This is a genomic window from Streptomyces sp. NPDC044044, assembly GCF_056434405.1.
Genome location: NZ_JBWKFG010000004.1, coordinates 564,952 through 590,596, shown reverse-complemented (window position 1 = coordinate 590,596; position 25,645 = coordinate 564,952). Strand labels below are relative to the sequence as shown.

Sequence of the window (25,645 nt, the reverse complement as noted above, 5' to 3'; positions counted from 1 at the left end):
CTACGGCGCACTCCTCTGGCCGGGCAGTGGCGGACGGCCTGGCGCGTACACATCCGAGCTCGGCTTTCCCGGATCCGCGGACAGCGACGCCGACGGGCCGAAGGCGCTCGCGGCAGCCGTACGCCGTGTCTGGGACGGAACAGGGCCGCTCTCCGTGTTCACCGTCGCCGTGCTGGGAACGGGCGCCGGGGATTCCAGCAAGGCCCGCTCACCCCCCTGCGGCCTGCGGGCGCGGTAAGCGGCCCGGTAGGCAGCGGGCGATGAGCCCAGCTGGCGGCGGAAGTGGCCGCGCAGGGCCACGGGCGAGCGGAAGCCGCAGCGGCCCGCGACCTCGTCGACGGAGTAGTCGGAGGTCTCGAGCAGCCGCTGTGCCTGCAGTACGCGCTGAGTGATCAGCCACTGCAGGGGAGCGCTCCCGGTGAGCGAGCGGAACCTGCGGTCGAAGGTCCGCCTGCTCATGTAGGCGCGCGCGGCCAGGGTCTCCACGTCGAACTGCTCGTGGAGATGTTCCAGCGCCCAGGCGACGACCTCGGCGAGCGGGTCGGCGCCGATCTCCTCTGGTAAAGACCTGTCGAGATAGCGCTCCTGGCCGCCCGCCCTGCGCGGAGGCACGACGAGCCTGCGGGCGAGCGCGCCCGCCGCCTCGTTGCCGTGGTCGGTGCGCACGATGTGCAGGCACAGATCAATTCCGGCCGCGGTCCCCGCGCTCGTGAGCACGTCCCCGTCGTCGACGAAGAGCTCACGCGGGTCCACATGGACGGACGGATACCGCTTGGCCAGCGTCGGTGCGTACATCCAGTGTGTGGTCGCGGGCCTGCCGTCGAGCAGGCCGGCTGCCGCGAGCACGAAGGCCCCGGTGCACAGGCCCACGATGCGGGCACCCTCTTCGTGCGCGCGGCGCAGCGCGTCGAGCGCCTCCGGCGGCGGCGGTGATGTGATCGACCGCCAGGCCGGCACCACGACGGTGCCCGCACGCCCTATGGCCTCCAGGCCATGTGGCGCGGTGAGTTCGAGCCCCCCGGTCGTACGCAGCGGACCATCTTCACCGGCGCACACCAGCAACCGGTAACGGGGGACCCCGGCGTCCTGCCGATCGATCCCGAACACGGAGAGCGGTATGGAACTCTCGAAGATGGGGCCACCGCTGAACAGCAGCACCGCGACAATCTCCCTGCGGCGGCGTCCGGAAAGCTTCCGCGACGCGGCTTCTTGCACGGCAGTGGAGTCGTGGCTCATGGCGCTAAGCCCCCCTCGGTCGTCGCGGCTCCCTGTGCTTGGCCAGCTCTGTTTTCTCTGCGTTTTCTGCGGTCCCTGCGTTCCCGGCGCTCTTGGCGTTCCTGTCGGACCTGTCGCTCCTGCACGTTTCCCCTCGGTCCTCCACCAGTCCCCCGCCGTAATACAGTCATGATCGAATCTACTGCGTCCCGTGCTGCCGGGGTGACCAGTTAAGGACCCGGCACTATGTCGACATGGCAACTTGGCGTGAAGCAGTCGATCACGAAGCGTTGCACTCACGGGCGTTGCTGGGAAGTGCGCCTCAGCTCCGTGGCCGGTCCCCGTAGGGTTCAGGCGGCTTCCGCATGCCTTTCAGCCCTGGTGGGACCGGGGTTGAGTACCCCTTCGGCCAAGGAATGCATGGCCATAGGAAGTTGGCTGAAAAGCTACGGGTGAGTGCGCGCGAATCGGTCAGTCCTCCGGCGCCGACCCACCAGCATGCCGACCGCCCCGGTGCGCCCCCGCGCCCGCCCTTCCGTGCCGCCCGCGGCGCTCGCGGCTCTGCTCCTCGACCAGCCGCGCCGCGCCCCGCTCGGACTGCCGCAGAAGCAGTCGGCACACCCCTGTCACGGCCACGAGTCCGAGGGCCGACCCCGCGGCTCCGGCCAGCGATGTCCCGTACCCCACGAGGACGACGGGAACCAGGACACAGCTGAACGCGGCCCACCGGACGACATCGCTCGCCGATTCCTGGGCGGGGGCGGGCGGCATCTCCTCGGCGCGTGGCGCGGGGACACCGCCGCGCGGGCGCTCGTGCGCCCCCTCCGGTGGGCGTCGGCGGCTCTGCGTCGTGACTCGTGAGGACGTCGTGACTTGTGAGGACACGGACGGCGGTCCAGGCACGGCGGGCTCCCTGTGGCGGTGGCGTACCGAAGTTCAACGCGTGGTCGCTCGGCCGGTCACTGGCGTGAACCTTGTGGCCGATCACAGCCCACGCGGGTGGGTGCCCAAACCGCCTGTACGGGGCAGCAACCATTGCCATACGGGCGCTGCTCATGCATGCTCCGGTGAACGCCGTGAGGCTCCCGCAGGGCCGGTAACAAGCTCTGGGCAGGAGAGGAGTGTCGCCGTACCCTTGGGGGTATGGGGTTGGGAAGATGATTCCCGGACACAGCTCCGGTGGTCGCCGCTCCTTCTCGCCCCTGCCCGATCCTGTCCGTTCTGCTCCATACTGCGCCGTACGACCCGAACAAAGTCGACCCTCCCACAGAGGACTCCTTCGCCGAGACACCCATGGCCGGTCACGAATTCTCCGAACCAGCGGACCGCAAGCGGCAGGTCGCCGATCCCACGGCGACCCCCCAGGCGGCGGAAGAACCACGCCATTCCTGCGATCCGGCCTTCCGGCACGGGGTCGTCGTCGGTTTCGACGGCTCGACCTCAAGTGAGCGGGCTCTCTCGTACGCGATCGGGATGGCCCATCGCTCGGGCTCCGGCCTGATCATCGTGCACGTCGCGAACAGACTCCCCACCACGGTGTGGGCGGGCTGCGAGCCGCCGGTCTTCGTCGACGTGCCGGACCACCGCACGGAAGTGCTCGGGCTCGAGCTTGCCTGTGCGGACTATCTGGCCGAGGTGCCCTGGATCCTCGTCGAGCGCGGCGGCGACATCTGCCACGAACTCGAAGAGGTCGGCCGGGAGTACTCGGCGGACGCGATCGTCGTCGGATCGACGCACGGGATTGTGGGGCGCATCTTCGGCTCGGTCGCGGGCCGGCTCGCGCGCCGTGCGCAACGCCCCGTCGTCGTCATTCCGTAACGTCCCTTCGTCCCAGGTGGGATGAGGGCGTTCCGGGGTCAACTTCCTTCCCGTGTAGATAAATCTACTCGTGCGTAGAGGTGGTTTGTGCCCTTGTGAAGGGTACGTACTGGTGGCACAACAACTGCACACCGCACATGAAGGGAGCCCGCCGTGGACAATGGAGTCTCTGCGGGAAGCACCACCTCGACTCTCGGCCATCTCGCCCTGGGGCTCACGCTGTTGGCCTTCGGGATCGGTCACACCGAAGTGATCGACGGAGTGACGGCGGCGGATGCCGCCACCCTCGCGACGTATCTGGGAGGCGTCGCCCTGTTCGTCGCCGGTCTCTTCGCGTTCCGCGACAGCGACGCGTTCACCGGCACGGCGTTCACCGCGCTCGGCGCGCTCTGGTTCACCTGGGGTGTCTCGGCCGATGCGCAGGTCTCGGCCAACGCGGCGGGTCTCTTCCTGCTCCTGTTCGCGCTCGTCACGCTCAGCCTCGCCCTGGGGGCGTCCGGCGGCAGCGCGCTCGCGCGGGGGACGTACGGACTGCTCTTCGTGTCCCTCGTCCTGATCGCCGTCGCGCTGTTCGGTGACAGCGCCGGGCTCGCGAAGGCGGGCGGCTGGTTCGCCGCGGTCGCGGGCCTGCTCGCCTGGTACGCGGCGACGGCAGCCCTGGCCCACTGGCCCACGGCCCTCCCCGGGCGCCCTGCCGGCCGGGGAGTGACGGCCACCGGCTGAGGCAGGCGCGGGTCGGGGGAATGGGCGCCCCCGGCCCCTGAAGAACGACTCTCCGCGCGCTTGGTGGCACGCGCGGAGGGTCGTTCACTTCTGTGGTGCGCAGTGCCTACTCGACGGTGACCGACTTGGCCAGGTTGCGGGGCTTGTCGATGTCGCGGCCCAGGGCCAACGCCGTGTGGTAGGCGAGGAGTTGGAGCGGGATGCCCATCAGGATCGGGTCCAGCTCGTTCTCGTTCTTCGGGACCAGGATGGTCTGGTCGGCCTTTTCCTGCTCCTGGTGCGCGACCGCGAGGATCTTGCCGCTGCGGGCCTTGATCTCCTCCAGGGCGGCGCGGTTCTTCTCCAGGAGGTCGTCGTCCGGGACGATCGCGACCGTCGGAAGCGCGGGCTCGATGAGCGCGAGCGGGCCGTGCTTGAGCTCGGAGGCGGGGTAGGCCTCGGCGTGGATGTACGAGACCTCCTTGAGCTTCAGGGAGGCCTCGCGGGCCACGGGGTAGCCGCGCACGCGCCCGATGAAGAGCATCGAGCGGGCCTCCGCGTAGTCCCTGGCGATCTTCTTGATCTCGTCCTCCTGCTTGAGGATCTCCGAGATCTGGCCGGGCAGCTTGCGCAGGCCCTCGATGATCCGCTTGCCGTCGGAGACCGACAGGTCACGGATGCGGCCCAGGTGTAGGGCGAGCAGGCCGAAGGCGACCGTGGTGTTCGTGAAGCACTTGGTCGACACGACGCAGACCTCGGGGCCCGCGTGGACGTACACGCCCGCGTCCGCCTCACGGGCGATGGCGGAGCCGACGACGTTCACGACGCCCAGGACGCGGGCGCCCTTGCGCTTGAGCTCCTGGACGGCGGCCAGGACGTCGTAGGTCTCGCCGGACTGGGAGACGGCGATGTAGAGGGTGTCGGGGTCCACGACCGGGTTGCGGTAGCGGAACTCGGACGCCGGCTCCGCGTCCGCGGGGATGCGGGCCAGCTCCTCGATCATCTGGGCGCCGATCATGCCCGCGTGGTACGAGGTGCCGCAGCCGAGGATCTTGACGCGGCGCACCTTGCGGGCGTCGTGCGCGTCGAGGTTCAGGCCGCCCAGGTGCACGGTGGAGAAGCGGTCGTCGATGCGGCCGCGCAGGACGCGGTCCACGGCGTCGGGCTGCTCGAAGATCTCCTTGTGCATGTACGTGTCGTGGCCGCCCATGTCGTACGACTCGGCCTCCCACTCCACGGTGGTCGGCGAGGCGGTCGTGCGGGAGCCCTCGGTCGTGTACGTGCGGTAGTCGTCGGCCTTGATGGTGGCCATCTCGCCGTCGTCGAGGGTGACGACCTGGCGGGTGTGCGAGACGAGCGCGGCGACGTCCGAGGCGACGAACATCTCCTTCTCGCCGATGCCGAGGACGACGGGGGAGCCGTTGCGGGCGACGACGATGCGGTCGTTGAAGTCGGCGTGCAGGACGGCGATGCCGTACGTGCCCTCGACGTGGCGCAGGGCCTCGCGGACCTTGTCCTCCAGCTTGTCCGCCTGGGCGCGGGCGATGAGGTGGGTGAGGACCTCGGTGTCCGTCTCGGAGAGGAACTCGACGCCGTCGGCGGTGAGCTTGGCGCGCAGCTCGGACGCGTTGTCGATGATGCCGTTGTGGACGACGGCGACCTTGTCGTCGCCCGACATGTGCGGGTGCGCGTTCTCGTCGGACGGGGCGCCGTGCGTGGCCCAGCGGGTGTGGGCGATGCCGGTGGTGCCCTTGAAGCGGGCGGGCACCTTGGCCTCCAGGTCGCGGACGCGGCCCTTCGCCTTGACCATCTTCAGGCCCGCGGCCTTGGGGCTGGTGATGACGACGCCCGCGGAGTCGTAGCCGCGGTACTCCAGGCGCTGAAGGCCTTCGAGGAGCAGGGGGGCCACGTCACGCTTGCCGATATAACCGACGATTCCACACATAGAGGGTGTCCTAGCCGTAGATGATGCGACGCAGCTGCCGGAGGGTGAGCTCGGGCGGCGCGACCGCGCGGTAATGGAGATCCGCCGAGATCTGTTCGAAGATCGCCGCGTTCAGCAGGCCCTGACCTTGCAGTTCGCGGTGGCGGCGACGGACGAATTCCTCGGTCGTCTCGTCGAAGTAGGCGAGCACGTCCTGGATGACCCGCAGAGCTTCGCCCCGCTGGAGCGGGGTGCTGCGGGTCAGGTGGTCCACCAGGTCGTCGTGCATTCGTTGATCCTGGAGGAACAGCCCTCTGAGTGCAACAATCCTGCCCGGAATCGGGCAGGGGCGTGGCGAAAACCGGCCCCGAAGGGCCTAGAGACGCTTCAGTACGGCCTGCTTGGCGGCCGTGAACTCCTCATCGGTGAGTATTCCGGACTGGTGCAGTTCCCCCAGTTCCCGCAGCCGCCGCAGCAAGGCGTCATGATCGTCCTCGGCGGGCGCGGGCGCGGCAGCCGCCGGCAGCGCGGCCGGAGCCTCCGCGGACTCCACGGCGGCCGACCCCGCGGGATGCGGCAACCGCACCTGCACGGCAGCGGCCACCAGCGCCATCAGCGGATCCTTCTTGAAGCCCCACAGCTCGACCGAGTTCGGGTCGTACTTCGGAGGGGCCTTGGTGGGGGAGTGCCGCACGGTGAAGCGGAGGTAGCCGTTCTCCAGGCCCACGGCGGGCTGCCACTCCACCCCGGCCACATCCGCGAGCGCCAGCGACCGCGTACCTGCCGCCGACTTCGCCTCCTCCGTCTTCCAGTTCCACTCCAGGCGGATGTGCTCGCCGTCGAAGCTCGCCGTGCCGTCCCCCGCCGACACCGAGAGCGGCACCGGGGGACCGGGCAGCAGATAGCTGTCGCAGGACGCGGCAGGCACCTGTTCGATGAGGAGCGCGTTGCGGACCTCGTCCACGACGTACTCCGCGACCCCGTAGCGGTCCGAATCCACCGTCAGCTGGTAGGGATCGGCGGCATCCCCGAGCTTGCCCCCTGCGGCCTGCAGCAACGGATCCGCGCCGTCCCGCAGCCGCAGCCTCAGTCGCCCCGACTTCTTGCCCTGTTCGAAGGCGATCCCGGCCAACGCGCCCAGCGGCACGGCCAGTTCCCCCAGCGACCTGCGCAGCAGAGACACGTTCTTGTCGCGTCCCGGCACGAGCCGCAGCGTCTCTCCGTCGAAGGTCCAGGTTCCGTCGCGCTGGATGATTTCCGCCATGGGGGCGATTCTTCCATCGGCGGGCGGCCGAAGTGGTCTACACCCTTGACCCGCCACGGGGTGCGAGGGTCCCATGGTGAGCGTTCGATTGAGATGCACCACAGTGATGGCCCGTCGAAGGGACCCGCTCGTGAGACAGCACCACAGATCGACCCGCCTGTTCGGCTCGTTGCTGCTTGTGGCCGCGGCCGGATTCTCGTCCGTGGCCGCTGTGCCGGGCGGCGACGGCGGAGCCAAGGAGGCAGCCACGGCCACCACCCCGACCCCGCTCGGACAGATCGTCCCGGCCCCCGCGTCCGTCGACCCGGGCGGATCCCCGTACGAGATCAATTCCAGGACCCGCATCCGGGTCGACGACGACTCGCGCGACGCGCACAGGATCGGCAGCTATCTGGCGGGCGTCCTGCGCCCCTCCACCGGCTACCCCTTGAAGGTCACCGACGACGAGGGCCGCGACGGCATCCGGCTGCGGCTCGACTCCAAGGCCATCTCCCTGGGGAGCGAGGGCTACCGCCTGGAGTCCAGGCGCGGTTCCGTCACCATCACGGCCCGCAAGGCCGCCGGACTCTTCTACGGCGTCCAGACGCTGCGGCAGCAACTGCCCGCGGCCGCCGAGAAGAAGTCCCAGCAGAAGGGCCCCTGGCTGGTCGCGGGCGGCACCATCAAGGACTCGCCCCGCTATGAACACCGTGGCGCCATGCTCGACGTGTCGCGGCACTTCTTCTCGGTCGACAAGGTCAAGCGCTACATCGACCAGATGTCGCTCTACAAGGTCAACAAGCTGCACCTGCACCTGAGCGACGACCAGGGCTGGCGCATCGCCATCGACTCCTGGCCCAAGCTCGCCACGTACGGCGGCTCCACGCAGGTCGGCGGCGGCAAGGGTGGCTATTACACGAAGGCCCAGTACAAGGACATCGTCCGGTACGCGGCATCGCGGCAGCTCGAAGTCATTCCCGAGATCGACATGCCGGGCCACACGAACGCCGCGCTCGCCTCGTACGCCGACCTGAACTGCGACGGCGTCGCGCCCCCGCTCTACACCGGCACCGAGGTCGGCTTCAGCTCGCTGTGCGTGAAGAAGGACATCACGTACGACTTCGTGGACGACGTCATCCGTGAGATCGCCGCGATGACGCCCGGCAAGTACATCCACATCGGCGGCGACGAGGCGCACTCCACCAGCCACGAGGACTATGTGGCGTTCATGGACAAGGTGCAGCCGGTGGTCGCCAAGTACGGCAAGACCGCGATCGGCTGGCACCAGCTGACCGGCGGCACGCCCGCCAAGGGCGCCCTGGCGCAGTACTGGGGCTACGACGCCACCAGCGCCGCCGAGCGCGCGCAGGTCGTGAACGCGGCGAAGAAGGGCACCAAGCTGGTCCTCTCGCCCGCGGACCGCGCCTACCTCGACATGAAGTACGACAAGGACACCCCGCTCGGCCTCTCCTGGGCGGGCTACGTCTCGGTGCAGCGCAGCTACGACTGGGACCCGGGGACGTATCTGGCGGGCGCGCCCGCGGAGTCGATCCAGGGTGTCGAGGCGCCGCTGTGGTCGGAGACGCTCTCGACCTCCGCGCACATCGAGTACATGGCGTTCCCGCGGCTGCCCGGCATCGCCGAGCTCGGCTGGTCGCCCGCGTCGACGCACGACTGGGACACGTACAAGACGCGTCTCGCCGAACAGGGCCCGCGCTGGGACGCGTTGGGCATCGGCTACTACAAGTCGCCCGAGGTGCCCTGGCCCGGCAAGTAGGCCGTCAGCAGGGCAGCGCGTACGAAGGTGGGGCCCGGGAGGACCGTCTCCCGGGCCCCACCTGGTTCGTGGGCCCTACGCGATCGGGTTCTTCAGCGTCCCGACCAGCTGCAGCGCGCCCGCCGGATCGGCGAGGTCCACCATCTGTTCGTTGTCCCGCAGCTGCAGCCTGTTCAGGCAGGAGCGCGCGAACTCGGGGGCGAACATGTCGAACTGCTTGAACTTGTCGGCCAGTTGGGGCGTGGCCTCCTGGTAGGCGGTGACGCACTCGGCGACGGCGCCCCAGAACGTCTCCTCGTCCACCAGGCCCTCGGTGACGAGGTTCGCGGACAGGAAGCGGAAGAAGCAGTCGAAGACGTCCGTGAAGATGGACAGGAGCTTCTGGTCGTCGGGGACCTCGACCCGCAGCCGCTCCACCGTCGGCGGGAGCACCGCGTCCGGGTCCATGACCGCGATCTCCTCGGCGATGTCCTTGAAGATCGCCCGCTGCACGACGCCGTCCTTGAGGACCAGGATGACGTTCTCGCCGTGCGGCATGAAGACGAGGTCGTACATGTAGAAGCTGTGCAGCAGCGGCGTCAGGTAGGCGTGCAGGTAGCCACGCAGCCACTCGGCGGGGGTGAGCCCGGAGCGCTCGATGAGGGCGCCCGCGAAGGACGCGCCGTCGAGGTCGGTGTGCAGCAGCGAGGCCATCGTGGCCAGCTGCTCGCCCTCGGCCAGGGTCGGGACGGGGCTCTCGCGCCACAGGGCCGCGAGCATTTTGCGGTACGGGGAGTAGCGGTCGGTGGCGGCCTCGTACTCCAGGTGGCGATAGCCGACGGCCGCGCGCTCACGGATGATCGTCAGGCCCGTCGACTTCAGGGTCTCGTCGGTGTCGATGAGGTTCGCGAGCCAGTTGTTGATCGCCGGCGTCGCCTCCATGTACGCGGCCGAAAGTCCGCGCATGAAGCCCATGTTGATGACCGAGAGGGCCGTTTTGACGTAGTGCTTGGCCGGGTCGCTCGTGTTGAAGAACGTACGGATCGACTGCTGGGCGAGGTACTCGTCGTCGCCCTCGCCCAGGCAGACCAGGTGCCGCTGGGCGACCTCGGCCGCGAAGGTCACCGACAGCTTGTTCCACCACTGCCAGGGGTGGGCCGGGATCAGGAGGTAGTCGTCCGGGTTCAGGCCCTGGTCGCGGAGTTTGCGGTCGAAGCGCTCCAGGGTCTCCTGGCCCAGCTCGGCCCGGAAGAACGACTCGTAGTCGATTCCGGCGCCCGCGGTGAACGCGGCGCGCTCCTTGCTGGCCGCAAGCCACACGAGACGTACGGGGCTCGCGGTCTCGGGGGCGTACGAGAGGTACTCGTGCACGCCGAAGCCGAGCCTGCCGTTGTTGGCGACGAAGCAGGGGTGGCCCTCGGTCATGCCCGTCTCGATCTCCTGGAAGCCGGAGCGGGAGAGCTCGGCGGAGGGGATCGCGGGCTTGGTCAGTTTGTAGCAGGTGCCCGAGAGCGTGGAGGAGATCTCCTCCAGGTAGACCGGCAGGATCTCGTCGCTCAGGCCCAGCGCCGTGCGCAGCTCGATGAAGAAGTCGAGGGCGTTGAGCGGCAGTTCGGTGCCGTCGCGGTGCCGCGAGATCGAGTCGGCGTCGACCTGCCAGTGGTCCAGCCGCAGCCGCTTGGCGGTGAAGCGGTAGCGGGTCAGGGCGTCGTCGCTGCGGATGACGTATTTGTCGTCGCCCAGTGGCTCCGGCGTGAACAGCCGTTCGTGGGCGAACTCGGCGATGGCCTTGCGGATGAGGAGGCGGTTGGCCTGCTCCCAGCGCTCGGGGGAGAGGTGCGCCGTGGCGTCGGACAGGGTCATATCGCCGATTCCCTTTCGCGTACTGCTGTTTCGAACTGTTCGCGGGTGCAGAAGCTCAGCAGAGCTTTCTTCTCCGGCTTCTGGATGACTTCGGCCGTGCGGAACCCGACGGCTTCGTTGAGGGCGTGCACGGCCGTGTTGTCGACGTCGGGCTCGACCACCACGCGCTCGGTCGCCGGGTCGGCGAAGAGCGTCTCCATGACCTTGGTGATCACGTCACGGGTGAAGCCGGGGATGCGGACGTCGGACGGCGCGGTGAGGAAGTGCATGCCCACGTCGCCGGGCTGCGGCTCGTAGAGGCCGACGAGCTCGACGTACCGGGGGTCGTAGCGCTCCATCAGGAAGGCGGGGACGCCTTGGTGCAGGCCGATGAACGCGTCGTGGTGCTCGTGGGCGGCGATCGCCATGTACTCGCGCTCGACGTCCGGCAGCGTCGCGTCCTGCATCATCCAGAACGAGGCCTTGGGGTGGGTGACCCAGCCGTGCAGGAGCTCGGAGTCCTTCAGGGGGTCGAGGGGGCGCAGGGTCAGGTCTGCGGTGTTGCTCATACGGCGAACTCCTGGAACGCGATGGACTTCTCGACGGGGTAGTACTCGGAGCCGAGGAGCTCACCGATGATGTACGCGTTGCGGTACGGGCCCATGCCCAGGTCGGGGCTGGTCAGGGAGTGGGTGTGCACGGCGCCGTTCTGCAGGAAGATGCCGCGGCCCGTGGTGTCGATCGAGTAGTTGCGGGCGACCTCGAAGCGGCCGCGGCCGTCCCAGCGGATCCTCTCGCGCACCGGCTCCAGGAAGTCGGGCGTGACGTACTGGTAGCCGGTGGCCAGGATGAGGCCCTCGGAGCTGAGCTCGAAGTCCTTGCCCTGCTCGTCCTGGCGCAGGCCCAGGGTGTAGCTGCCGTTCTCGTGACGCGCGCTCTGCAGCGAGGAGTTGGTGAGCAGACGCGTCGGGACCGGGCCGCCGAGGTTCTTCTGGTAGAGCAGGTCGAAGATCTCGTTGATCAGGTCGCCGTCGATGCCCTTGAAGAGCGTCTTCTGCTGATCCTGCAGGCGGTAGCGGGTCGCTTCCGGCAGCGCGTGGAAGTAGTCGACGTACTCCGGAGAGGTCATCTCCAGGGTCAGCTTGGTGTACTCCAGGGGGAAGAAGCGCGGGGAGCGCGTGACCCAGTTGAGCTTGTAGCCGTGGACGTCGATCTCGCTCAGGAGGTCGTAGTAGATCTCGGCGGCGGACTGGCCGCTGCCGACGAGCGTGATCGACTCCTTCTTCTGGAGCTCCTGCTTGGACTGCAGATAGCGGGAGTTGTGGATGAAGTCCCCGCCGAGGTCCGCGCACGACTCGGGGATGTGCGGCGGAGTGCCGGTCCCCAGGACGAGATGGCGGGCGCGGAAGGTGTCGCCTGAGGTGGTGTGGACGACGTACAGATCATCCGCGTACGTCACCTCGGTCACCGTCGTGCTGAAGCGGATGGAGGAGAGCTTCGCGGCGGCCCAGCGGCAGTAGTCGTTGTACTCGGTGCGCAGCGGATAGAAGTTCTCGCGGATGTAGAACGAGTACAGCCGCCCCGCTTCCTTCAGGTAGTTGAGGAAGGAGTAGGGGGACGTCGGGTCCGCGAGGGTGACGAGGTCGGACATGAACGGGGTCTGGAGGTGAGCGCCCTCCAGGAACATGCCCGAGTGCCACTCGAAGTCCGGCTTGGACTCCAGGAAGAGGCCGCTCAGCTCTTCGATGGGTTCGGTCAGACAGGCGAGGCCGAGGTTGAAGGGGCCCAGTCCGATACCGATGAAGTCCAGGGGTTCTCGGTGATCAGGAAGCGCGGTCAAGGGTCTCTCCCAGGTACTGCTCGGCGTGGCCGGCGATCAGATCGAGGACGGCCGTGATGTCGGCGACCGTGGTCTCGGGATTGAGCAGGGTGAACTTGAGGTACTGGCGCTCGCCGACCTTGGTGCCCGCGACGACGGCGTCACCGGAGGCGAACAGGGCCTTGCGGGCGTACAGGTTGGCGCGGTCGATCGCGGTCGGGTCGCAGATCGACTCGGGGATGTAGCGGAAGACGAGCGTCGAGAGCTGCGGCTCCACGACGACGTCGTAGCGGGGGTCGGCGGCGAGCAGCCGCCAGCCGTCGTCCGCCATGTCGCAGACGGAGTCGAAGAGCTCGCCGATGGCGTCGGCGCCCATCACGCGCAGGGTCATCCAGAGCTTGAGGGCGTCGAAGCGCCGCGTCGTCTGGAGGGACTTGTCGACCTGGTTGGGGATGCGCTCCTGCACCATGCGGCGCGGGTTGAGGTACTCCGCGTGGTACGTCGCGTGGCTCAGCGTGGAGCGGTCACGGACCAGGACGGCGGAGGAACTCACCGGCTGGAAGAAGGACTTGTGGTAGTCGACGGTGACGGAGTCGGCGCGCTCGATGCCGTCGATGAGGTGGCGGTTCTTGAGCGAGGCGAGCAGACCGCAGCCGTAGGCCGCGTCGACGTGCATCCAGGTGCCGTACTGCTCGCACAGTTCGGCGATCTCGGGGAGCGGGTCGATGGAGCCGAAGTCGGTGGTGCCCGCCGTGGCGACGACCGCCATGGGGGTGAGGTCGTCGGCGCGGCAGCGCTCCAGCTCGCGGGCGAGTGCCACGGTCTGCATGCGCTTGTTGTGATCGGTGGGGATGACGATCACGGCGTCCTCGCCGAGGCCGAGCAGCGTCGCGGCCTTCTGGATGCTGAAGTGGCCGACCTCCGAGGCGAAGATGCGCAGCTGCGAGGCCTGCTTGCCCGCCTTGGCGGCCTCCTCGCGGGCGAGCAGCATGGCCTGGAGGTTGGACTGCGAGCCGCCGCTCGTGAACACACCGTCGGCGGCCGGGCCGAGCCCGATGCGTTCGGCCGTCCAGTCGATGAGACGGCGCTCGATCAGTGTGCCGCCGGCGGACTGATCCCACGTGTCGAGGGAAGAGTTGACGGCGGAGAGCACGGCCTCGCCGAGCACGGCCGGAATGACGACCGGGCAGTTGAGGTGCGCGAGGTAGCGGGGATGGTGGAAGTACACGGCGTCGCGCAGGTAGAGCTCGTCGAGCTCGTCCAGGGCGGCGATGGTGTCGTGCAGGGGCTCGTCCAGGTCGACGGCCTCGATGCGGGGCGCGAGGTCGTCGACGGATATGCCGGTGAAAGGACGGGAGGTGGTGGCGATCCTGGCCGCCACCCGCTCGACTCCTTCGGTCACGGAACTGCGGTAACGCTCCGCGGTGGTGTCGTTGAGCAGGTGCGAGCGCATGAACTTCCTCTGGGTGAGGGGACTTGGGGGAAGTGAGGTAAGCCTAACCTAACTCCCCCTCGGGTTAAACCCAGGGGGTCCCTGTGGTCACCGGGAGGCACAAAAACGGAACAGCCCTCTCCGGAATGCGGAGAGGGCTGCTCTGTGTGCGACGCGGGGCCTCTGTGTGCGACGCGGGGTTCAGCTGACCTTCTTGGCCTTCTCGATCGCGTCGGCGAGGTCCTCGAGGATCGGGGCGCACTTGTCGTACGAGTAAATGGGCTCGGTGACGCGGGGGATGACCTGCCCGGCCTTGACCGCGGGCAGCTTCGCCCAGGTCGGCTTCTCGATGTCGGCGGGCTGGATCGTGGCCGTGCGGTTGTCCATCATGATGACGTCCGCGGCGTGCTTGTTGACGTTCTCCCAGCTCAGGTTCTCGAACCAGCCGCCGCTCGCCTTCTTGGCGGCCTCGGACGGCTCGACGATGTTCACGCCGAGGGCCTTGAAGTACTCCAGGTCGGCGGAGAGGTTCGTGCCGGAGACGTAGAAGATGTCCTGGCTCGCCGAGCCGACGAGGACCTTGATGTCCTTGTTCGCCTTGGCGACCTTGCGCAGCCGCTCGGCGGCGGCCTCGAAGCGCTTCTTCGCCTTGACGACCTTGTCGGCCTTCACGTCCGCGCCGAGCGACTCGGCGAGCGCGAGGAGGCGCTGGAGGGGCTGGGTCATCTGGCGGTCGTAGACGCTGATGCCGACGCTCGGGGCGAGCCCCAGGATCTTGTCCTTGCTGTCCTCGGGGACGGACCACAGGGTGCCCGCGTCGTCGAACATCGTGGAGACGAGGAGGTCGGGGGCGAGACTCGCGTACTTCTCGATGTTGAACTTCCCCCATTCGTTGCCCAGGATCGTCAGCTTGCTGATGTCCATGTCGCCGGCCTGGACGTCGGCCTTGCCGCCCTTGGCCTTGGTCGGGCCGAAGACGCCCTTGACCTCGATGCCGTAGTCGAAGAGGGCGGCGGCGACGCCGGTGAAGGCGACGATGTTCTTCGGGGTCCCCTTGCTCTTCGCGGTCGTGCCGCGGTCGTCCTTGAAGCTCCAGGGGCCGGAGTCGCCGGCGTCCGACTTGCCCGAGCCGCTCTTCTTCTCGTCACCGCAGGCTGCCAGCAGGGCCGTGAGGCCGAGGGCGCCGCCGGCGGCGAGGATGCCGCGGCGGGAAGGCTGAGGGAAGCGGGCGTGGGACATATGAGGGTCTCTGCTTTCGTGAGGACGGCGGCGGGGCCACTGGCCGGAACTAGCGCTTAGGTTAACCTAACCTAATGTGAAGTCCAGTGGCCCCCGCGGTCGCCTTCCCCGGGGTGCGGGTGGTTATCCCGCGAATCCCAGCTCCCTGGCGATCAGCATGCGCTGCACCTCGCTGGTGCCCTCGCCGATCTCCAGGATCTTGGAGTCCCGCCACATCCGGGCCACTGGATATTCGTTCATGAAGCCGTACCCGCCGTGGATCTGGGTGGCCTCGCGGGCGTTGTCGACGGCGACCGTGGAGGAGTAGAGCTTCGCGATCGCCGCCTCCTTCTTGAAGGGCTCCCCGCCGACGAGGCGCGACGCCGCGTCCCGCCAGCCGACCCGGGCCATGTGCGCCCGCATCTCCATGTCGGCGATCTTGAACTGGATGGCTTGATTGGCCCCGATGGGCTTGCCGAAGGCGTGCCGCTCCTTGGCGTACTTCACGGACTCGTCGACGCAGCCCTGCGCGAGGCCCGTCGCGAGCGCGGAGATCGCGACCCGGCCCTCGTCCAGGATCCGCAGGAACTGGGCATAGCCGCGCCCCTCTTCGCCCAGGAGGTTCGCCAGCGGGACCCGCACGTCCGAGAAGGCCAGCTCGCGGGTGTCCGAGGCGTTCCAGCCGACCTTCGAGTACGGAGCCGCGACCGTGAAGCCGGGCGTCCCGGACGGCACGATGATCGAGGAGATCAGCGGACGGCCGTCCTCCTTGCGGCCGGTGACGGCGGTGACCGTGACCAGGCCCGTGATGTCCGTGCCGGAGTTGGTGATGAAGCACTTGGAGCCGTTGATCACCCACTCGTCGCCGTCCCGCACCGCGGTCGTGCGGGTGCCGCCCGCGTCCGAGCCGCCGTCCGGCTCGGTCAGGCCGAAGGCGCCCAGGAGTTCACCGGAGCAGAGCCGGGGCAGCCACTCGCGCTTCTGCTCGTCCGTGCCGAAGAGGTGGATCGGCATCGCGCCGAGCGAGACACCCGCCTCCAGGGTGATCGCCACCGAGGAGTCGACCCGCGCCAGCTCTTCGAGCGCGATGCCGAGGGCGAGATAGTCGCCGCCCATGCCGCCGTACTCCTCGGGGAAGGGCAGGCCGAACAGGCCCATGCGGCCCATCTCGCGCACGATCTCGTAAGGGAACTCGTGGCGTTCGTACAGGTCGCCGATCTTGGGGGCGACGACGTCGTGCGCGAACTCCTCGACCGTGCGGCGGAGTTCCTCGTGCTCGGGGGACAGACGGTGGTCCATCGTTCTTCACTGCTCCTGGTGGGAGGTGCCCGTCAGGGCACGGACGGTGCGGGAGGGGCTGGGTCGGCCCAGTTGTTCGGCCATCCACGCGCTGGTGGCGGTGAGGCGGCCGAGGTCGACGCCGGTCTCGATGCCGAGGCCGTCGAGCATCCATACGAGGTCTTCGGTGGCGAGATTGCCGGTGGCGCTCTTCGCGTACGGACAGCCGCCGAGGCCGCCCGCCGACGCGTCGACCGTGCTGACTCCGTGCTGCAGGGCGGCGAGGGTGTTGGCGAGCGCCTGGCCGTACGTGTCGTGGAAGTGCACGCCGATGCGGTCCGTCGGCACGCCCTCTTCGTTCAACTCGGCGAGCAGGGCCAGGACATGGCCCGGCGTGGCCACGCCGATGGTGTCGCCCAGGCTCAGCTCCTCGCAGCCCATGTCCATCAGGGCCTTCGCGGTGCGGACGACCTGGGCGATGGGCACGGGGCCCTCCCACGGGTCGCCGAAGCACATGGAGAGATAGCCCCGCACATGCACCTTCTGCTCGCGGGCGCGGGCCACGACCGGCTCCGACATCGCGAGGGCCTCGTCCATCGTGCGGTTGAGGTTGGCCTTGGCGAAGGACTCCGTGGTGCTGACGAAGACGGCGACGCTGCGGGCGCCGAGCGCCAGGGCGCGGTCCAGGCCCCGGTCGTTGGGCACCAGGACGGGGAGCTTGGCCCTCCCGTCCTGTGCGAGGTCCCGCACGAGGGGGAACAGCTGCTCGGAGTCGGCCAGTTGGGGCACCCACTTGGGGTGCACGAAGCTGGTCGCCTCGACGGTCGTGAGGCCCGCGGCGGCCAGGCGGTGGATGAACTCCGCCTTGATCTGCGTGGGGACGACCGCCTTCTCGTTCTGCAGGCCGTCGCGTGCTCCCACCTCGTAGATCCGGACGCGGGGCGGGAGGTCCTGGGTGGGGACGACCATGGGGAGTGTCATTTCTCCTCCTGCGGGGCCTCGTCGGGGATCACCACGGCCAGGATCTGGTCCATGGCGACGGTCGAGCCCGCTGAGACGTCCAGTTCGCTGACGGTGCCCGCGTGCGGGGCGGAGATGACGTGCTCCATCTTCATGGCCTCCACCACGAGGAGGCTCTGCCCCTGGGTCACTCGGTCGCCGGTGGACACCTTGACGACCGTGACGGTGCCGGGCATGGGAGCGGTGAGGGCGTCGGCACCGCTGTGGGCTGCGCCGGTGAGGCTCGCCGCCACGGGGTCGAAGTCCTGGACGTGCCAGGCGTCGCCGTCCCTGCCGAGCCAGTCGGCCGCGCGGTGGAAGGTGTGGGTGAGACCGTCCACGTGGACCGTGACGCGGCCGGGCTCCACGGTGCGCGGGCCCTCGCCCGCGATGTGCGCGACAGGCTCGTGTCCCGGTACGCGCAGATGGTGCGTCAGCGGGGCAGGGGTGCCGCCCAGGCGCCAGCCCTTCGGCACCGAGAACGGGTCCCGCCAGCCGTCACCGGTGGGTTCGAGGGCGGCGGTGCGCAGGGCCGCCGCGGCTTCGTACACCTCGTCGGGCACGCCCTGGGGGACCAGGCCCTCCGCCTCGCGCTCGACCAGACCCGTGTCCAACTCCCCGGAGACCACAGCCGGGTGGGCGAGCAGCCGCCGCAGGAACCCCGCGTTCGTCGGCACCCCCAGCGTGACCGTCTCCGCGAGGGCGGCCCGCAGCTTGCGCAGTGCGGTGGGGCGGTCCGGGCCGTACGCGATGACCTTCGACAGCATCGGGTCGTACAGACTGCCGACCTCCGTGCCCTCGCTCAGGCCGGAGTCGGTCCGCACGCCGTCGCCCTGCGGCTCGTGCAGGGCGAGGACGGTCCCGCCGGACGGCAGGAACCCGCGGGAGGGGTCCTCCGCGCAGACGCGGGCCTCGATCGCGTGGCCCGTGAGCGTGATGTCCTGCTGGCCGCAGGGGAGTTCCTCGCCGGCGGCGACCCGCAGCTGCCACTCCACCAGGTCGATGCCGGTGATGAGCTCCGTGACCGGGTGCTCCACCTGGAGCCGGGTGTTCATCTCCATGAAGTAGTACGAAGCGGGGTCCTTGCCCGGCACGATGAACTCCACCGTGCCCGCGCCCGCGTACCCGCAGGAGCGCGCGGCCTGGACCGCGGCCTCGCCCATCGACGCGCGCGTGGCCTCGTCGAGCAGGACGCTCGGGGCCTCCTCGATGATCTTCTGGTGGCGGCGCTGGAGCGAGCACTCGCGCTCGCCGAGGTGGACCACATGGCCGTGGCCGTCCGCGAGGACCTGGATCTCGATGTGCCGGGGGCGGTCGATCCACCGCTCCACCAGCAGTGTGTCGTCACCGAAGGAGGACCGCGCCTCGCGCCGCGCGGCGGCGATCTCGTCCGCGAGCAGGGAAGCGTCCCGCACCAGACGCATGCCCTTGCCGCCGCCGCCCGCCGAGGGCTTGAGCAGCACCGGCATGCCGATCTCGCGTGCGGCGTCGGCCAGTTGGGCGTCGGTCAGGCCGCTGCCCGACGATCCGGGGACCACCGGGACCCCGGCCGCCGCGACCGTCTCCTTGGCGCGGATCTTGTCGCCCATCAGGTCGATCGCCGATGCGGGCGGCCCGATGAAGACCAGACCGGCCTCCGCGCAGGCCCGCGCGAACTCCGCGTTCTCCGCGAGGAAGCCATACCCCGGGTGGACGGCCTGGGCGCCGCTGCGGGCCGCCGCATCGAGCAGCCGCTCGGCCGAGAGATAGCTCTCGGCGGCCGGTGCGGGGCCAAGGCGCACGGCCGTGTCCGCCTCCCGCACGTGCCGGGCGTCCGCGTCCGCGTCGCTGAACACGGCGACCGAGCGCACGCCGAGCGCCCGCAGCGTCCGGATGACGCGGACCGCGATCTCGCCCCTGTTGGCGACCAGCACCGTGTCGAACATCGTCCCTCTCCTGGAACTGCTTGAACTCCTGGAACCCGTGGCACTCCTGGACCCGGTCATGGCCGCCTCACATCCGGAAGACGCCGAAGCCGGGCTCGCCCAGCGGGGCCTCGGCGCACGCGGTCAGGGCGAGGCCGAGGACCTGCCGGGTCTCCATGGGGTCGATCACGCCGTCGTCCCACAGCCGCGCGGTGGCGTAATAGGCGTTGCCCTGCGCTTCGTACTGGGCGCGGACCGGGTCCTTGAAGGCCTGCTCGTCCGCGTCCGACCACTGTTCGCCCCGCGCCTCCAGCTGGTCGCGCTTGACGGTCGCGAGGACCGACGCGGCCTGCTCGCCGCCCATCACGGAGATCTTGGCGTTCGGCCACATCCACAGGAAGCGGGGGGAGTAGGCACGGCCGCACATCGAGTAGTTCCCCGCGCCGTACGAACCGCCGATCACGACCGTCAGCTTCGGCACGCGCGTGCAGGCCACCGCCGTGACCATCTTGGCGCCGTGCTTGGCGATGCCGCCCGCCTCGTAGTCCCGGCCGACCATGAAGCCGGAGATGTTCTGCAGGAAGACGAGGGGGATGCCGCGCTGGTCGCACAGCTCGATGAAGTGGGCGCCCTTCTGGGCGGACTCGGAGAACAGGATGCCGTTGTTCGCGATGATGCCGACCGGGTGGCCGTGGAGGTGGGCGAAGCCCGTGACCAGCGTCTGGCCGTACTCCGCCTTGAACTCGGCGAAGCGCGAGCCGTCGACCACGCGCGCGATGACCTCGCGGACGTCATAGGGGGTGCGGGAGTCCGTCGGCACCGCTCCATAGAGCCCGGCAGGATCGACGTTCGGCTCCTCGACCGGGCGCACGGACCAGGGGAGTTCGGCGCGGTCGGGGAGCGTGGAGACGATCGTCCGCACGATCCGCAGCGCGTGCGCGTCGTCCTCCGCGAGGTGGTCCGTCACTCCGGAGACCCGGGAGTGGACCTCGCCGCCGCCCAGCTCCTCGGCCGTCACGACCTCGCCGGTCGCGGCCTTCACCAGGGGCGGGCCGCCGAGGAAGATCGTCCCCTGATTGCGGACGATCACCGCTTCGTCGCTCATCGCGGGGACGTACGCCCCGCCCGCCGTGCACGAGCCGAGGACGGCCGCGATCTGCGGGACGCCCGCACCGGACATCCGCGCCTGGTTGTAGAAGATCCGCCCGAAGTGCTCGCGGTCCGGGAAGACGTCGTCCTGCATGGGCAGGAAGGCGCCGCCCGAGTCCACCAGATACAGACAGGGGAGGCGGTTCTCCAGCGCGACCTCCTGGGCGCGCAGGTGCTTCTTCACCGTCATGGGGTAATACGTGCCGCCCTTGACGGTGGCGTCATTGGCGACGATCACGCACGTGCGCCCGGAGACCCGGCCGATGCCCGCGATGACTCCGGCGGCCGGTGCGTCCCCGCCGTACAGCCCGTCGGCCGCGAGTGGGGCCAGCTCCAGGAAGGGCGAGCCGGGGTCGAGCAGGGCGTCCACGCGGTCGCGGGGCAGCAGCTTGCCGCGCGCGACATGGCGGGCCCGGGACCGCTCGCCGCCGCCGAGCCTGGCCGCCGCGAGCCTGGCCCGCAGGTCGTCGACGAGGGCGTGGTGCGCCTTCTCGTTCGTCCGCCATGCCTCGGACGCGGGATCAGCCGCGGTCGCCAGCACTGGTGCCTGCAGCATCAGTCGAGCCCCCTTGCTCGGTTAATGAGCGTTAACGCGTTTCCATCAGGTTAACGAGCGCTAACCGCCCTGTCTAGAATTGATTCCATGGCCACCAGAACCGACGCCCCCACCCGTCGCGAGCAGATCCTCAAGGAAGCGGCCCGGCTCTTCGCCGAGCGCGGCTTCCACGGCGTAGGAGTGGACGAGATAGGGGCGGCCGTCGGCATCAGCGGGCCCGGTCTCTACCGCCACTTCCCGGGCAAGGACGCGATGCTCGCCGAGCTGCTCGTCGGCATCAGCGGGCAGCTCCTGACCGGCGGCAAGCGGTGTGTGGCCGAGGCGGACGGGTCGCCGGAGCAGACGCTCGACTCGCTCATCGAGGGGCACATCGACTTCGCCCTGGACGACCGCTCCCTGATCACGCTGCACGACCGCGAGCTCGACCGGCTGCGGGACACCGACCGCAAGCTGGTGCGCCAGCTCCAGCGGCAGTACGTGGAGATCTGGGTGGACGTCGTGCGCAAGGTCTATCCGGACCTCGCCGAGAACGCCGCCCGCGTCTCCGTGCACGCGGTCTTCGGGCTGCTCAACTCCACGCCGCACCTCAGCCGGCGCGACGCGCTGCCCAGCCGCGGCGCCATGGCCCAGCTGCTGCACAGCCTCGCGCGCGGGGCGTTCGCGGCGACGGCGGCGTGACGGCGGCGTGACGGGAGCGACAGGGCTTCTCTCTGGACGGTCCGGTGACCGGCGGGTAACGTCTGTCTGAGCAAGCGCTTAGTCGTGTGCGCTTGGCCGAGCCTGGTGCCGTATCGAAGGAGTTCTCCGTGCGCCGTACCGTTTTCAATGAGGACCACGAGGCGTTCCGGGAGACCCTGCGCGCCTTCATCGAGGCCGAGGTCGTCCCGGTCCACGAGGAGTGGTTCGCCGCGGGTCAGGTGCCGCGCGAGTTCTACTACAAGCTCGCCGAGCTCGGTCTCTTCGGCATCAGCGTCCCCGAGGAGTTCGGCGGCGCGGGCATCGACTCGCACAAGTTCGAGGCCATCCAGTACGAGGAGACGGCCCGCGCGGGCGTCAGCTTCGGCGGCTCCGGTGTGCACGTGCTGCTCGCCCTGCCGTACATCAAGGCGCTCGGCACCGACGAGCAGAAGAAGCGCTACCTCGAGAAGTTCGTCTCCGCCGAGGAGATGTGGGCCCTCGCGATGACCGAGCCGGGCACCGGCTCCGACCTCGCGGGCATGAAGACCACGGCCAAGCTCTCCGAGGACGGCACGCACTACGTCCTCAACGGCTCCAAGACCTTCATCACCGGCGGTGTGCACGCCGACCGTGTGATCGTCTGCGCCCGCACCTCCGCGCCCACCGCCGAGGACCGCCGCTTCGGCATCTCCCTCTTCGCGGTCGACACCAAGTCCGAGGGCTACTCCATCGGCCGCAAGCTCGACAAGCTCGGCCTGAAGACCTCCGACACCGCCGAGCTCGCGTTCGTCGACGTCAAGGTCCCCGTCGAGGACCTCCTCGGCGAGGAGAACAAGGGCTTCTACTACCTCGGAAGCAACCTCCCCTCCGAGCGCTGGGGCATCGCCTACGGCGCGTACGCGCAGGCCAAGGCCGCCGTCCGGTTCGCCAAGGAGTACGTCCAGGACCGCACGGTCTTCGGCAAGACGGTCGCCTCCTTCCAGAACACCAAGTTCGAGCTCGCCGCCTGCCAGGCCGAGGTGGACGCCGCCGAGGCCGTCGCCGACCGCGCCCTGGAGGCCCTGGACGCGGGCGAGCTGACCGCGGCCGAGGCTGCGTCCGCGAAGCTGTTCAACACCGAGGTCGCGCACCGCGTCATCGACAAGTGCCTCCAGCTGCACGGCGGCTACGGCTTCATGAACGAGTACCCCATCGCCCGCCTGTACGCGGACAACCGCGTCAACCGCATCTACGGCGGCACCAGCGAGGTCATGAAGATGATCATCGCCAAGAACATGGGCCTGTAGGACAGCGGTCCGTATGGACATGGGCTGTAACGACCGCCCTGTAGAACTGGATTCATGAACAAGGCACTTGAGTCACTCCTCGATCTGCTCGACCTGGAGCAGATCGAGGAGGACATATTCCGGGGCGTGAGCCGTTCGGCGCTCGTCCCGCGCGTCTTCGGCGGCCAGGTGGCCGCCCAGGCGCTGGTGGCGGCGGGACGCACGGTCCCCGCCGACCGGCCCGCCCACTCCCTGCACGCGTACTTCCTGCGTGCCGGGGACCCGGGCGCGCCCATCGTCTACACCGTCGACCGCATCCGGGACGGCCGCTCCTTCACCACGCGCCGGGTCGTCGCCGTGCAGCACGGGCAGCCGATATTCCACCTCTCCGCGTCCTTCCAGACGGACGAGGAGGGCCTGGAGCACCAGACGGGGATGCCGTCCGCGCCGGACCCCGAGACGCTGCCGACGGCCGCCGAGATGCTGCCGCAGCACCTGCCCGCACACGTCGCCGAGCGTCTGATCGAGGCCCGCGCGGCCGTCGACCTGCGCTATGTGGACGCACCGCCCTGGGCCTCCGTCGGACAGCCCCGCGAGCCGCGCTCGCAGGTGTGGTTCCGCACGAACGGCAAGCTCGACGGCGGCATCGACGCTTCGTTGCTGCACGTCTGCCTCGCCACGTACGTCTCCGACATGACGCTGCTCGACTCGGTGCTGCTCGCGCACGGCCGGGGCGGCTGGGCGGTCGGTGACGTCGTCGGCGCCTCGCTCGACCACGCCATGTGGTTCCACCGCCCCTTCAGGGCAGACGAATGGCTCCTGTACGACCAGGAGTCGCCCTCCGCGTCCGGCGGGCGCGGCCTCGGCCAGGCCCGGATCTGGACGCAGGACGGGCAGCTCGCGGTGACGGTCATTCAGGAGGGCGTGGTCCGCGTCCCGCGCTGACCGGCTTCTTCGGGGGCGTCGTTCGCGTCCCGCGCTGATCGGACATACGGTCCGATACATGAGTGAGCCGGTCGACAGCAGCAAGCCCGAGCCGCCCGAGGGCGGCGGCGAGAGCACCTTCACCGTCATCGTCGCCGCCGTCGCCAACCTCGGGATCGCCGTCGCCAAGGCCGTCGCCGGTCTCATCAGCGGGTCGAGCGCGATGCTCTCCGAAGCGGCGCACTCGGTGGCCGACACCGTCACCGAGGTGCTGCTCCTCACCGCCCTGAAGCGGAGCGAGAAGCCCGCCGACGAGGACCACCCGCTGGGCTACGGACCCGAGCGCTACATCTGGGCGATGCTCGCGGCCGTCGCCACCTTCGTCGGCGGCGCCGTCTTCTCGATCTACGACGGCATCCACACGCTGGTGGCGGGCGAGGAGCTCGGCGACCCGCTCATCTCGTACATCGTGCTCGCCGTCGCCTTCCTCCTGGAGGGCTATTCGCTGCGCACCGGGGTCAAGCAGGCACGCGGTGAGGCGGCGCGCTTCGGGGCGTCGTTCGGGCGCTATCTGCGCCACACACCCGACACCGCGGTCAAGGCGGTCGTCCTGGAGGACTCCGCCGCGCTCGCCGGCCTCGTGCTCGCCGCCGGCGGACTGCTCGGCGGGCAGCTCACCGGGTCGGGCGTGTGGGACGGCGTGGCCTCGCTCTGCATCGGCGCGCTTCTTCTGTACGTCGCCTGGGTGCTGGGCCGCAGCAACGCCCAGCTCCTCATCGGCCGGCCGCTGCCGAAGTCGATGCGCCAGGAGATTCGCGACGAGCTCCTCGCCTCCGAGCACATCGAGGCCGTGCTCGAACTGACGACGCTGCTGCAAGGGCCGCGCGAGGCGCTGGTCGCCGCCAAGGTCGACTTCCGCGACGCCTCCACGGCGGCACAGATCGAGTGGGCCTGCGAACAGGCCGAGCGACGCCTTCGGGAGCGGTTCCCCGGCGTACGACGGGTCTATCTGGACCCCACGCCGGGGTTCTCCCAGCGGCGCGCGGAAGGACTCAACCCGTGGCCGTGACTCAGGCCTCCGGCGTGAGGCCCGCGGCGTCCAGGAGGTAGGCCGTCATCGGGTCGTAGAAGCGCGGGCTCGTGACGTGGTCGTCCAGCGGGATCGTCACCTGGAGGGTGCCCTCGGCCTCGCCGATGAACAGCGCGGGGTCGTTGCAGTCCGCGTACCCGATGGAGTCGATGCCGCGCTGGCCCGCCCGTCCGGCCCAGCCGTGGTCCGCGACCACCAGGTCCGGCAGCGGACGGCCCTCGCGCTCAAGGCCGTCCAGGATCGCGTTCATCGGCTCGGGGGAGTGCGTGTGCCACAGGGTCGCGCCGCGCTCCAGCATCGCCACGTCCGCGAACTGGAAGACCATGCCCTCGTCGGCCGTGAGGCCCTCCGGGATCACGACGATCTCGCAGCCCGCGGAGCGCAGGGCGGCCGCGGTCGCGCGGTGCACGTCGAGCAGCCCTCCGGGGTGGCCGGTGGCGAAAAGGACCCTCTCCTTGCCGGCCGCGGCCTTACGGAGCCGCGCCGCCATCCGCTCAAGGGCGTCGACCGTCAGCTCCGGGTCGATGGTGTCCTGCCCGTGCCGGAACTCGGCGTCGTCGATCACGCCGCACCGCTCGGCCATCACCGCGAGGACGTCCTGCTCGTCGGTCCAGCGGTCGCCGAGCTCCAGGCCGAGCCAGTAGTGGCGGTCGCCGTTCGCGAGCTTCCTGTAGTGGCTGAGGTTGTTCTCGCGGGGCGTGGCGACGTCGCCGGCGATGCGGGAGCGTACGAGGTGGTCGACGAGCGCGGGACGACTGGGTATCGGCATGGGTCCCATTGTGCCGTCGCTCGGGCCGCGGGGCCGGGGCGTTTCGAAGCCTGGGCCTGTGAGG

Annotated in this window: 22 protein-coding genes; 7 read left to right on the top strand and 15 right to left on the bottom strand. The window is 69.5% G+C overall.

What is annotated here, in order from left to right; translation table 11 throughout:
• Together AC07AG_RS18245 and AC07AG_RS18240 are read right to left on the bottom strand one after the other, a co-directional pair.
• Entirely contained in the window at window positions 1–1,236 is a 1,236-nt protein-coding gene (locus AC07AG_RS18245; protein ID WP_478756075.1) for a GlxA family transcriptional regulator, read from the bottom strand.
• A gap of 450 nt (window positions 1,237–1,686) precedes the next feature.
• On the bottom strand, window positions 1,687–1,986 hold the full coding sequence (locus tag AC07AG_RS18240) for a hypothetical protein (protein ID WP_478756074.1): 300 nt from the start codon (window positions 1,984–1,986) through the stop codon (window positions 1,687–1,689).
• Window positions 1,987–2,508: 522 nt separating this feature from the next.
• Here AC07AG_RS18240 and AC07AG_RS18235 point away from each other — a divergent pair.
• Window positions 2,509–3,033 carry a universal stress protein gene (locus AC07AG_RS18235; protein WP_135333169.1) on the top strand — a complete coding sequence of 175 codons (525 nt, stop codon included), beginning with the start codon at window positions 2,509–2,511 and terminating at the stop codon, window positions 3,031–3,033.
• Window positions 3,034–3,186: 153 nt separating this feature from the next.
• A complete protein-coding gene (locus AC07AG_RS18230) occupies window positions 3,187–3,756 on the top strand; it encodes a GPR1/FUN34/YaaH family transporter (RefSeq protein WP_478756073.1) in 570 nt (189 codons plus the stop codon).
• 106 nt (window positions 3,757–3,862) lie between these two features.
• Here AC07AG_RS18230 and glmS read toward each other — a convergent pair whose 3' ends face one another.
• The 3 genes from glmS to AC07AG_RS18215 all read right to left on the bottom strand — a co-directional run bounded on the left by glmS (window position 3,863) and on the right by AC07AG_RS18215 (window position 6,923).
• A complete protein-coding gene (gene glmS, locus AC07AG_RS18225; protein ID WP_478756072.1) occupies window positions 3,863–5,680 on the bottom strand; it encodes a glutamine--fructose-6-phosphate transaminase (isomerizing) in 1,818 nt (605 codons plus the stop codon).
• A 10-nt stretch (window positions 5,681–5,690) separates the two neighbouring features.
• A complete protein-coding gene (locus AC07AG_RS18220) occupies window positions 5,691–5,948 on the bottom strand; it encodes a hypothetical protein (RefSeq protein WP_249589789.1) in 258 nt (85 codons plus the stop codon).
• 87 nt (window positions 5,949–6,035) lie between these two features.
• Window positions 6,036–6,923 (bottom strand): DUF4429 domain-containing protein, encoded by an 888-nt coding sequence (locus tag AC07AG_RS18215; RefSeq protein WP_478756071.1) that lies wholly within the window; start codon window positions 6,921–6,923, stop codon window positions 6,036–6,038.
• Window positions 6,924–7,053: 130 nt separating this feature from the next.
• Here AC07AG_RS18215 and AC07AG_RS18210 point away from each other — a divergent pair, with 130 nt between their 5' ends.
• On the top strand, window positions 7,054–8,679 hold the full coding sequence (locus AC07AG_RS18210; RefSeq protein ID WP_478756070.1) for a beta-N-acetylhexosaminidase: 1,626 nt from the start codon (window positions 7,054–7,056) through the stop codon (window positions 8,677–8,679).
• Between the two features lie 75 nt (window positions 8,680–8,754).
• Here AC07AG_RS18210 and AC07AG_RS18205 read toward each other — a convergent pair whose 3' ends face one another.
• From AC07AG_RS18205 to AC07AG_RS18165, 9 genes are all read right to left on the bottom strand, one after another.
• Window positions 8,755–10,521: an IucA/IucC family protein gene (locus tag AC07AG_RS18205; protein ID WP_478756069.1), complete on the bottom strand. Its 1,767-nt coding sequence runs from the start codon at window positions 10,519–10,521 to the stop codon at window positions 8,755–8,757.
• A complete protein-coding gene (locus AC07AG_RS18200; protein ID WP_478756068.1) occupies window positions 10,518–11,069 on the bottom strand; it encodes a GNAT family N-acetyltransferase in 552 nt (183 codons plus the stop codon). The genes AC07AG_RS18205 and AC07AG_RS18200 overlap by 4 nt, the downstream gene beginning before the upstream one ends.
• Window positions 11,066–12,340, bottom strand: a complete 1,275-nt coding sequence (locus AC07AG_RS18195; RefSeq protein WP_478756067.1) for a lysine N(6)-hydroxylase/L-ornithine N(5)-oxygenase family protein — start codon at window positions 12,338–12,340, stop codon at window positions 11,066–11,068. Before AC07AG_RS18195 ends, AC07AG_RS18200 begins: the two co-directional genes overlap by 4 nt.
• Complete coding sequence (locus tag AC07AG_RS18190; protein ID WP_478756066.1) at window positions 12,324–13,772, bottom strand: pyridoxal phosphate-dependent decarboxylase family protein; 1,449 nt, start codon at window positions 13,770–13,772, stop codon at window positions 12,324–12,326. Before AC07AG_RS18190 ends, AC07AG_RS18195 begins: the two co-directional genes overlap by 17 nt.
• A 180-nt stretch (window positions 13,773–13,952) precedes the next feature.
• The gene (locus tag AC07AG_RS18185; RefSeq protein ID WP_478756065.1) at window positions 13,953–14,990 is read right to left on the bottom strand and encodes an ABC transporter substrate-binding protein; all 1,038 of its coding nucleotides are present in this window, start codon (window positions 14,988–14,990) and stop codon (window positions 13,953–13,955) included.
• 123 nt (window positions 14,991–15,113) lie between these two features.
• Entirely contained in the window at window positions 15,114–16,268 is a 1,155-nt protein-coding gene (locus AC07AG_RS18180) for an acyl-CoA dehydrogenase family protein (protein WP_478756064.1), read from the bottom strand.
• Window positions 16,269–16,274: 6 nt separating this feature from the next.
• Entirely contained in the window at window positions 16,275–17,228 is a 954-nt protein-coding gene (locus tag AC07AG_RS18175; protein ID WP_478756063.1) for a hydroxymethylglutaryl-CoA lyase, read from the bottom strand.
• Complete coding sequence (locus AC07AG_RS18170; protein ID WP_478756062.1) at window positions 17,225–19,171, bottom strand: acetyl/propionyl/methylcrotonyl-CoA carboxylase subunit alpha; 1,947 nt, start codon at window positions 19,169–19,171, stop codon at window positions 17,225–17,227. Before AC07AG_RS18170 ends, AC07AG_RS18175 begins: the two co-directional genes overlap by 4 nt.
• Window positions 19,172–19,238: 67 nt before the next feature.
• Window positions 19,239–20,855 carry a carboxyl transferase domain-containing protein gene (locus AC07AG_RS18165; protein ID WP_478756061.1) on the bottom strand — a complete coding sequence of 539 codons (1,617 nt, stop codon included), beginning with the start codon at window positions 20,853–20,855 and terminating at the stop codon, window positions 19,239–19,241.
• Window positions 20,856–20,942: 87 nt separating this feature from the next.
• Here AC07AG_RS18165 and AC07AG_RS18160 point away from each other — a divergent pair, with 87 nt between their 5' ends.
• From AC07AG_RS18160 to AC07AG_RS18145, 4 genes are all read left to right on the top strand, one after another.
• Window positions 20,943–21,533, top strand: coding sequence for an SACE_7040 family transcriptional regulator (locus tag AC07AG_RS18160; RefSeq protein WP_478756060.1), 591 nt, complete (start codon window positions 20,943–20,945; stop codon window positions 21,531–21,533).
• A 128-nt stretch (window positions 21,534–21,661) separates the two neighbouring features.
• A complete protein-coding gene (locus AC07AG_RS18155; RefSeq protein ID WP_249589800.1) occupies window positions 21,662–22,819 on the top strand; it encodes an acyl-CoA dehydrogenase family protein in 1,158 nt (385 codons plus the stop codon).
• A gap of 54 nt (window positions 22,820–22,873) precedes the next feature.
• Window positions 22,874–23,743, top strand: coding sequence for an acyl-CoA thioesterase (locus AC07AG_RS18150; RefSeq protein WP_361046876.1), 870 nt, complete (start codon window positions 22,874–22,876; stop codon window positions 23,741–23,743).
• Window positions 23,744–23,801: 58 nt separating this feature from the next.
• On the top strand, window positions 23,802–24,791 hold the full coding sequence (locus AC07AG_RS18145) for a cation diffusion facilitator family transporter (protein ID WP_478756059.1): 990 nt from the start codon (window positions 23,802–23,804) through the stop codon (window positions 24,789–24,791).
• Between the two features lies 1 nt (window position 24,792).
• On the opposite strand, the gene AC07AG_RS18140 is transcribed toward AC07AG_RS18145, so the two are convergent.
• Complete coding sequence (locus AC07AG_RS18140) at window positions 24,793–25,581, bottom strand: phosphatase (RefSeq protein WP_478756058.1); 789 nt, start codon at window positions 25,579–25,581, stop codon at window positions 24,793–24,795.
• Window positions 25,582–25,645: the final 64 nt, after the last annotated feature.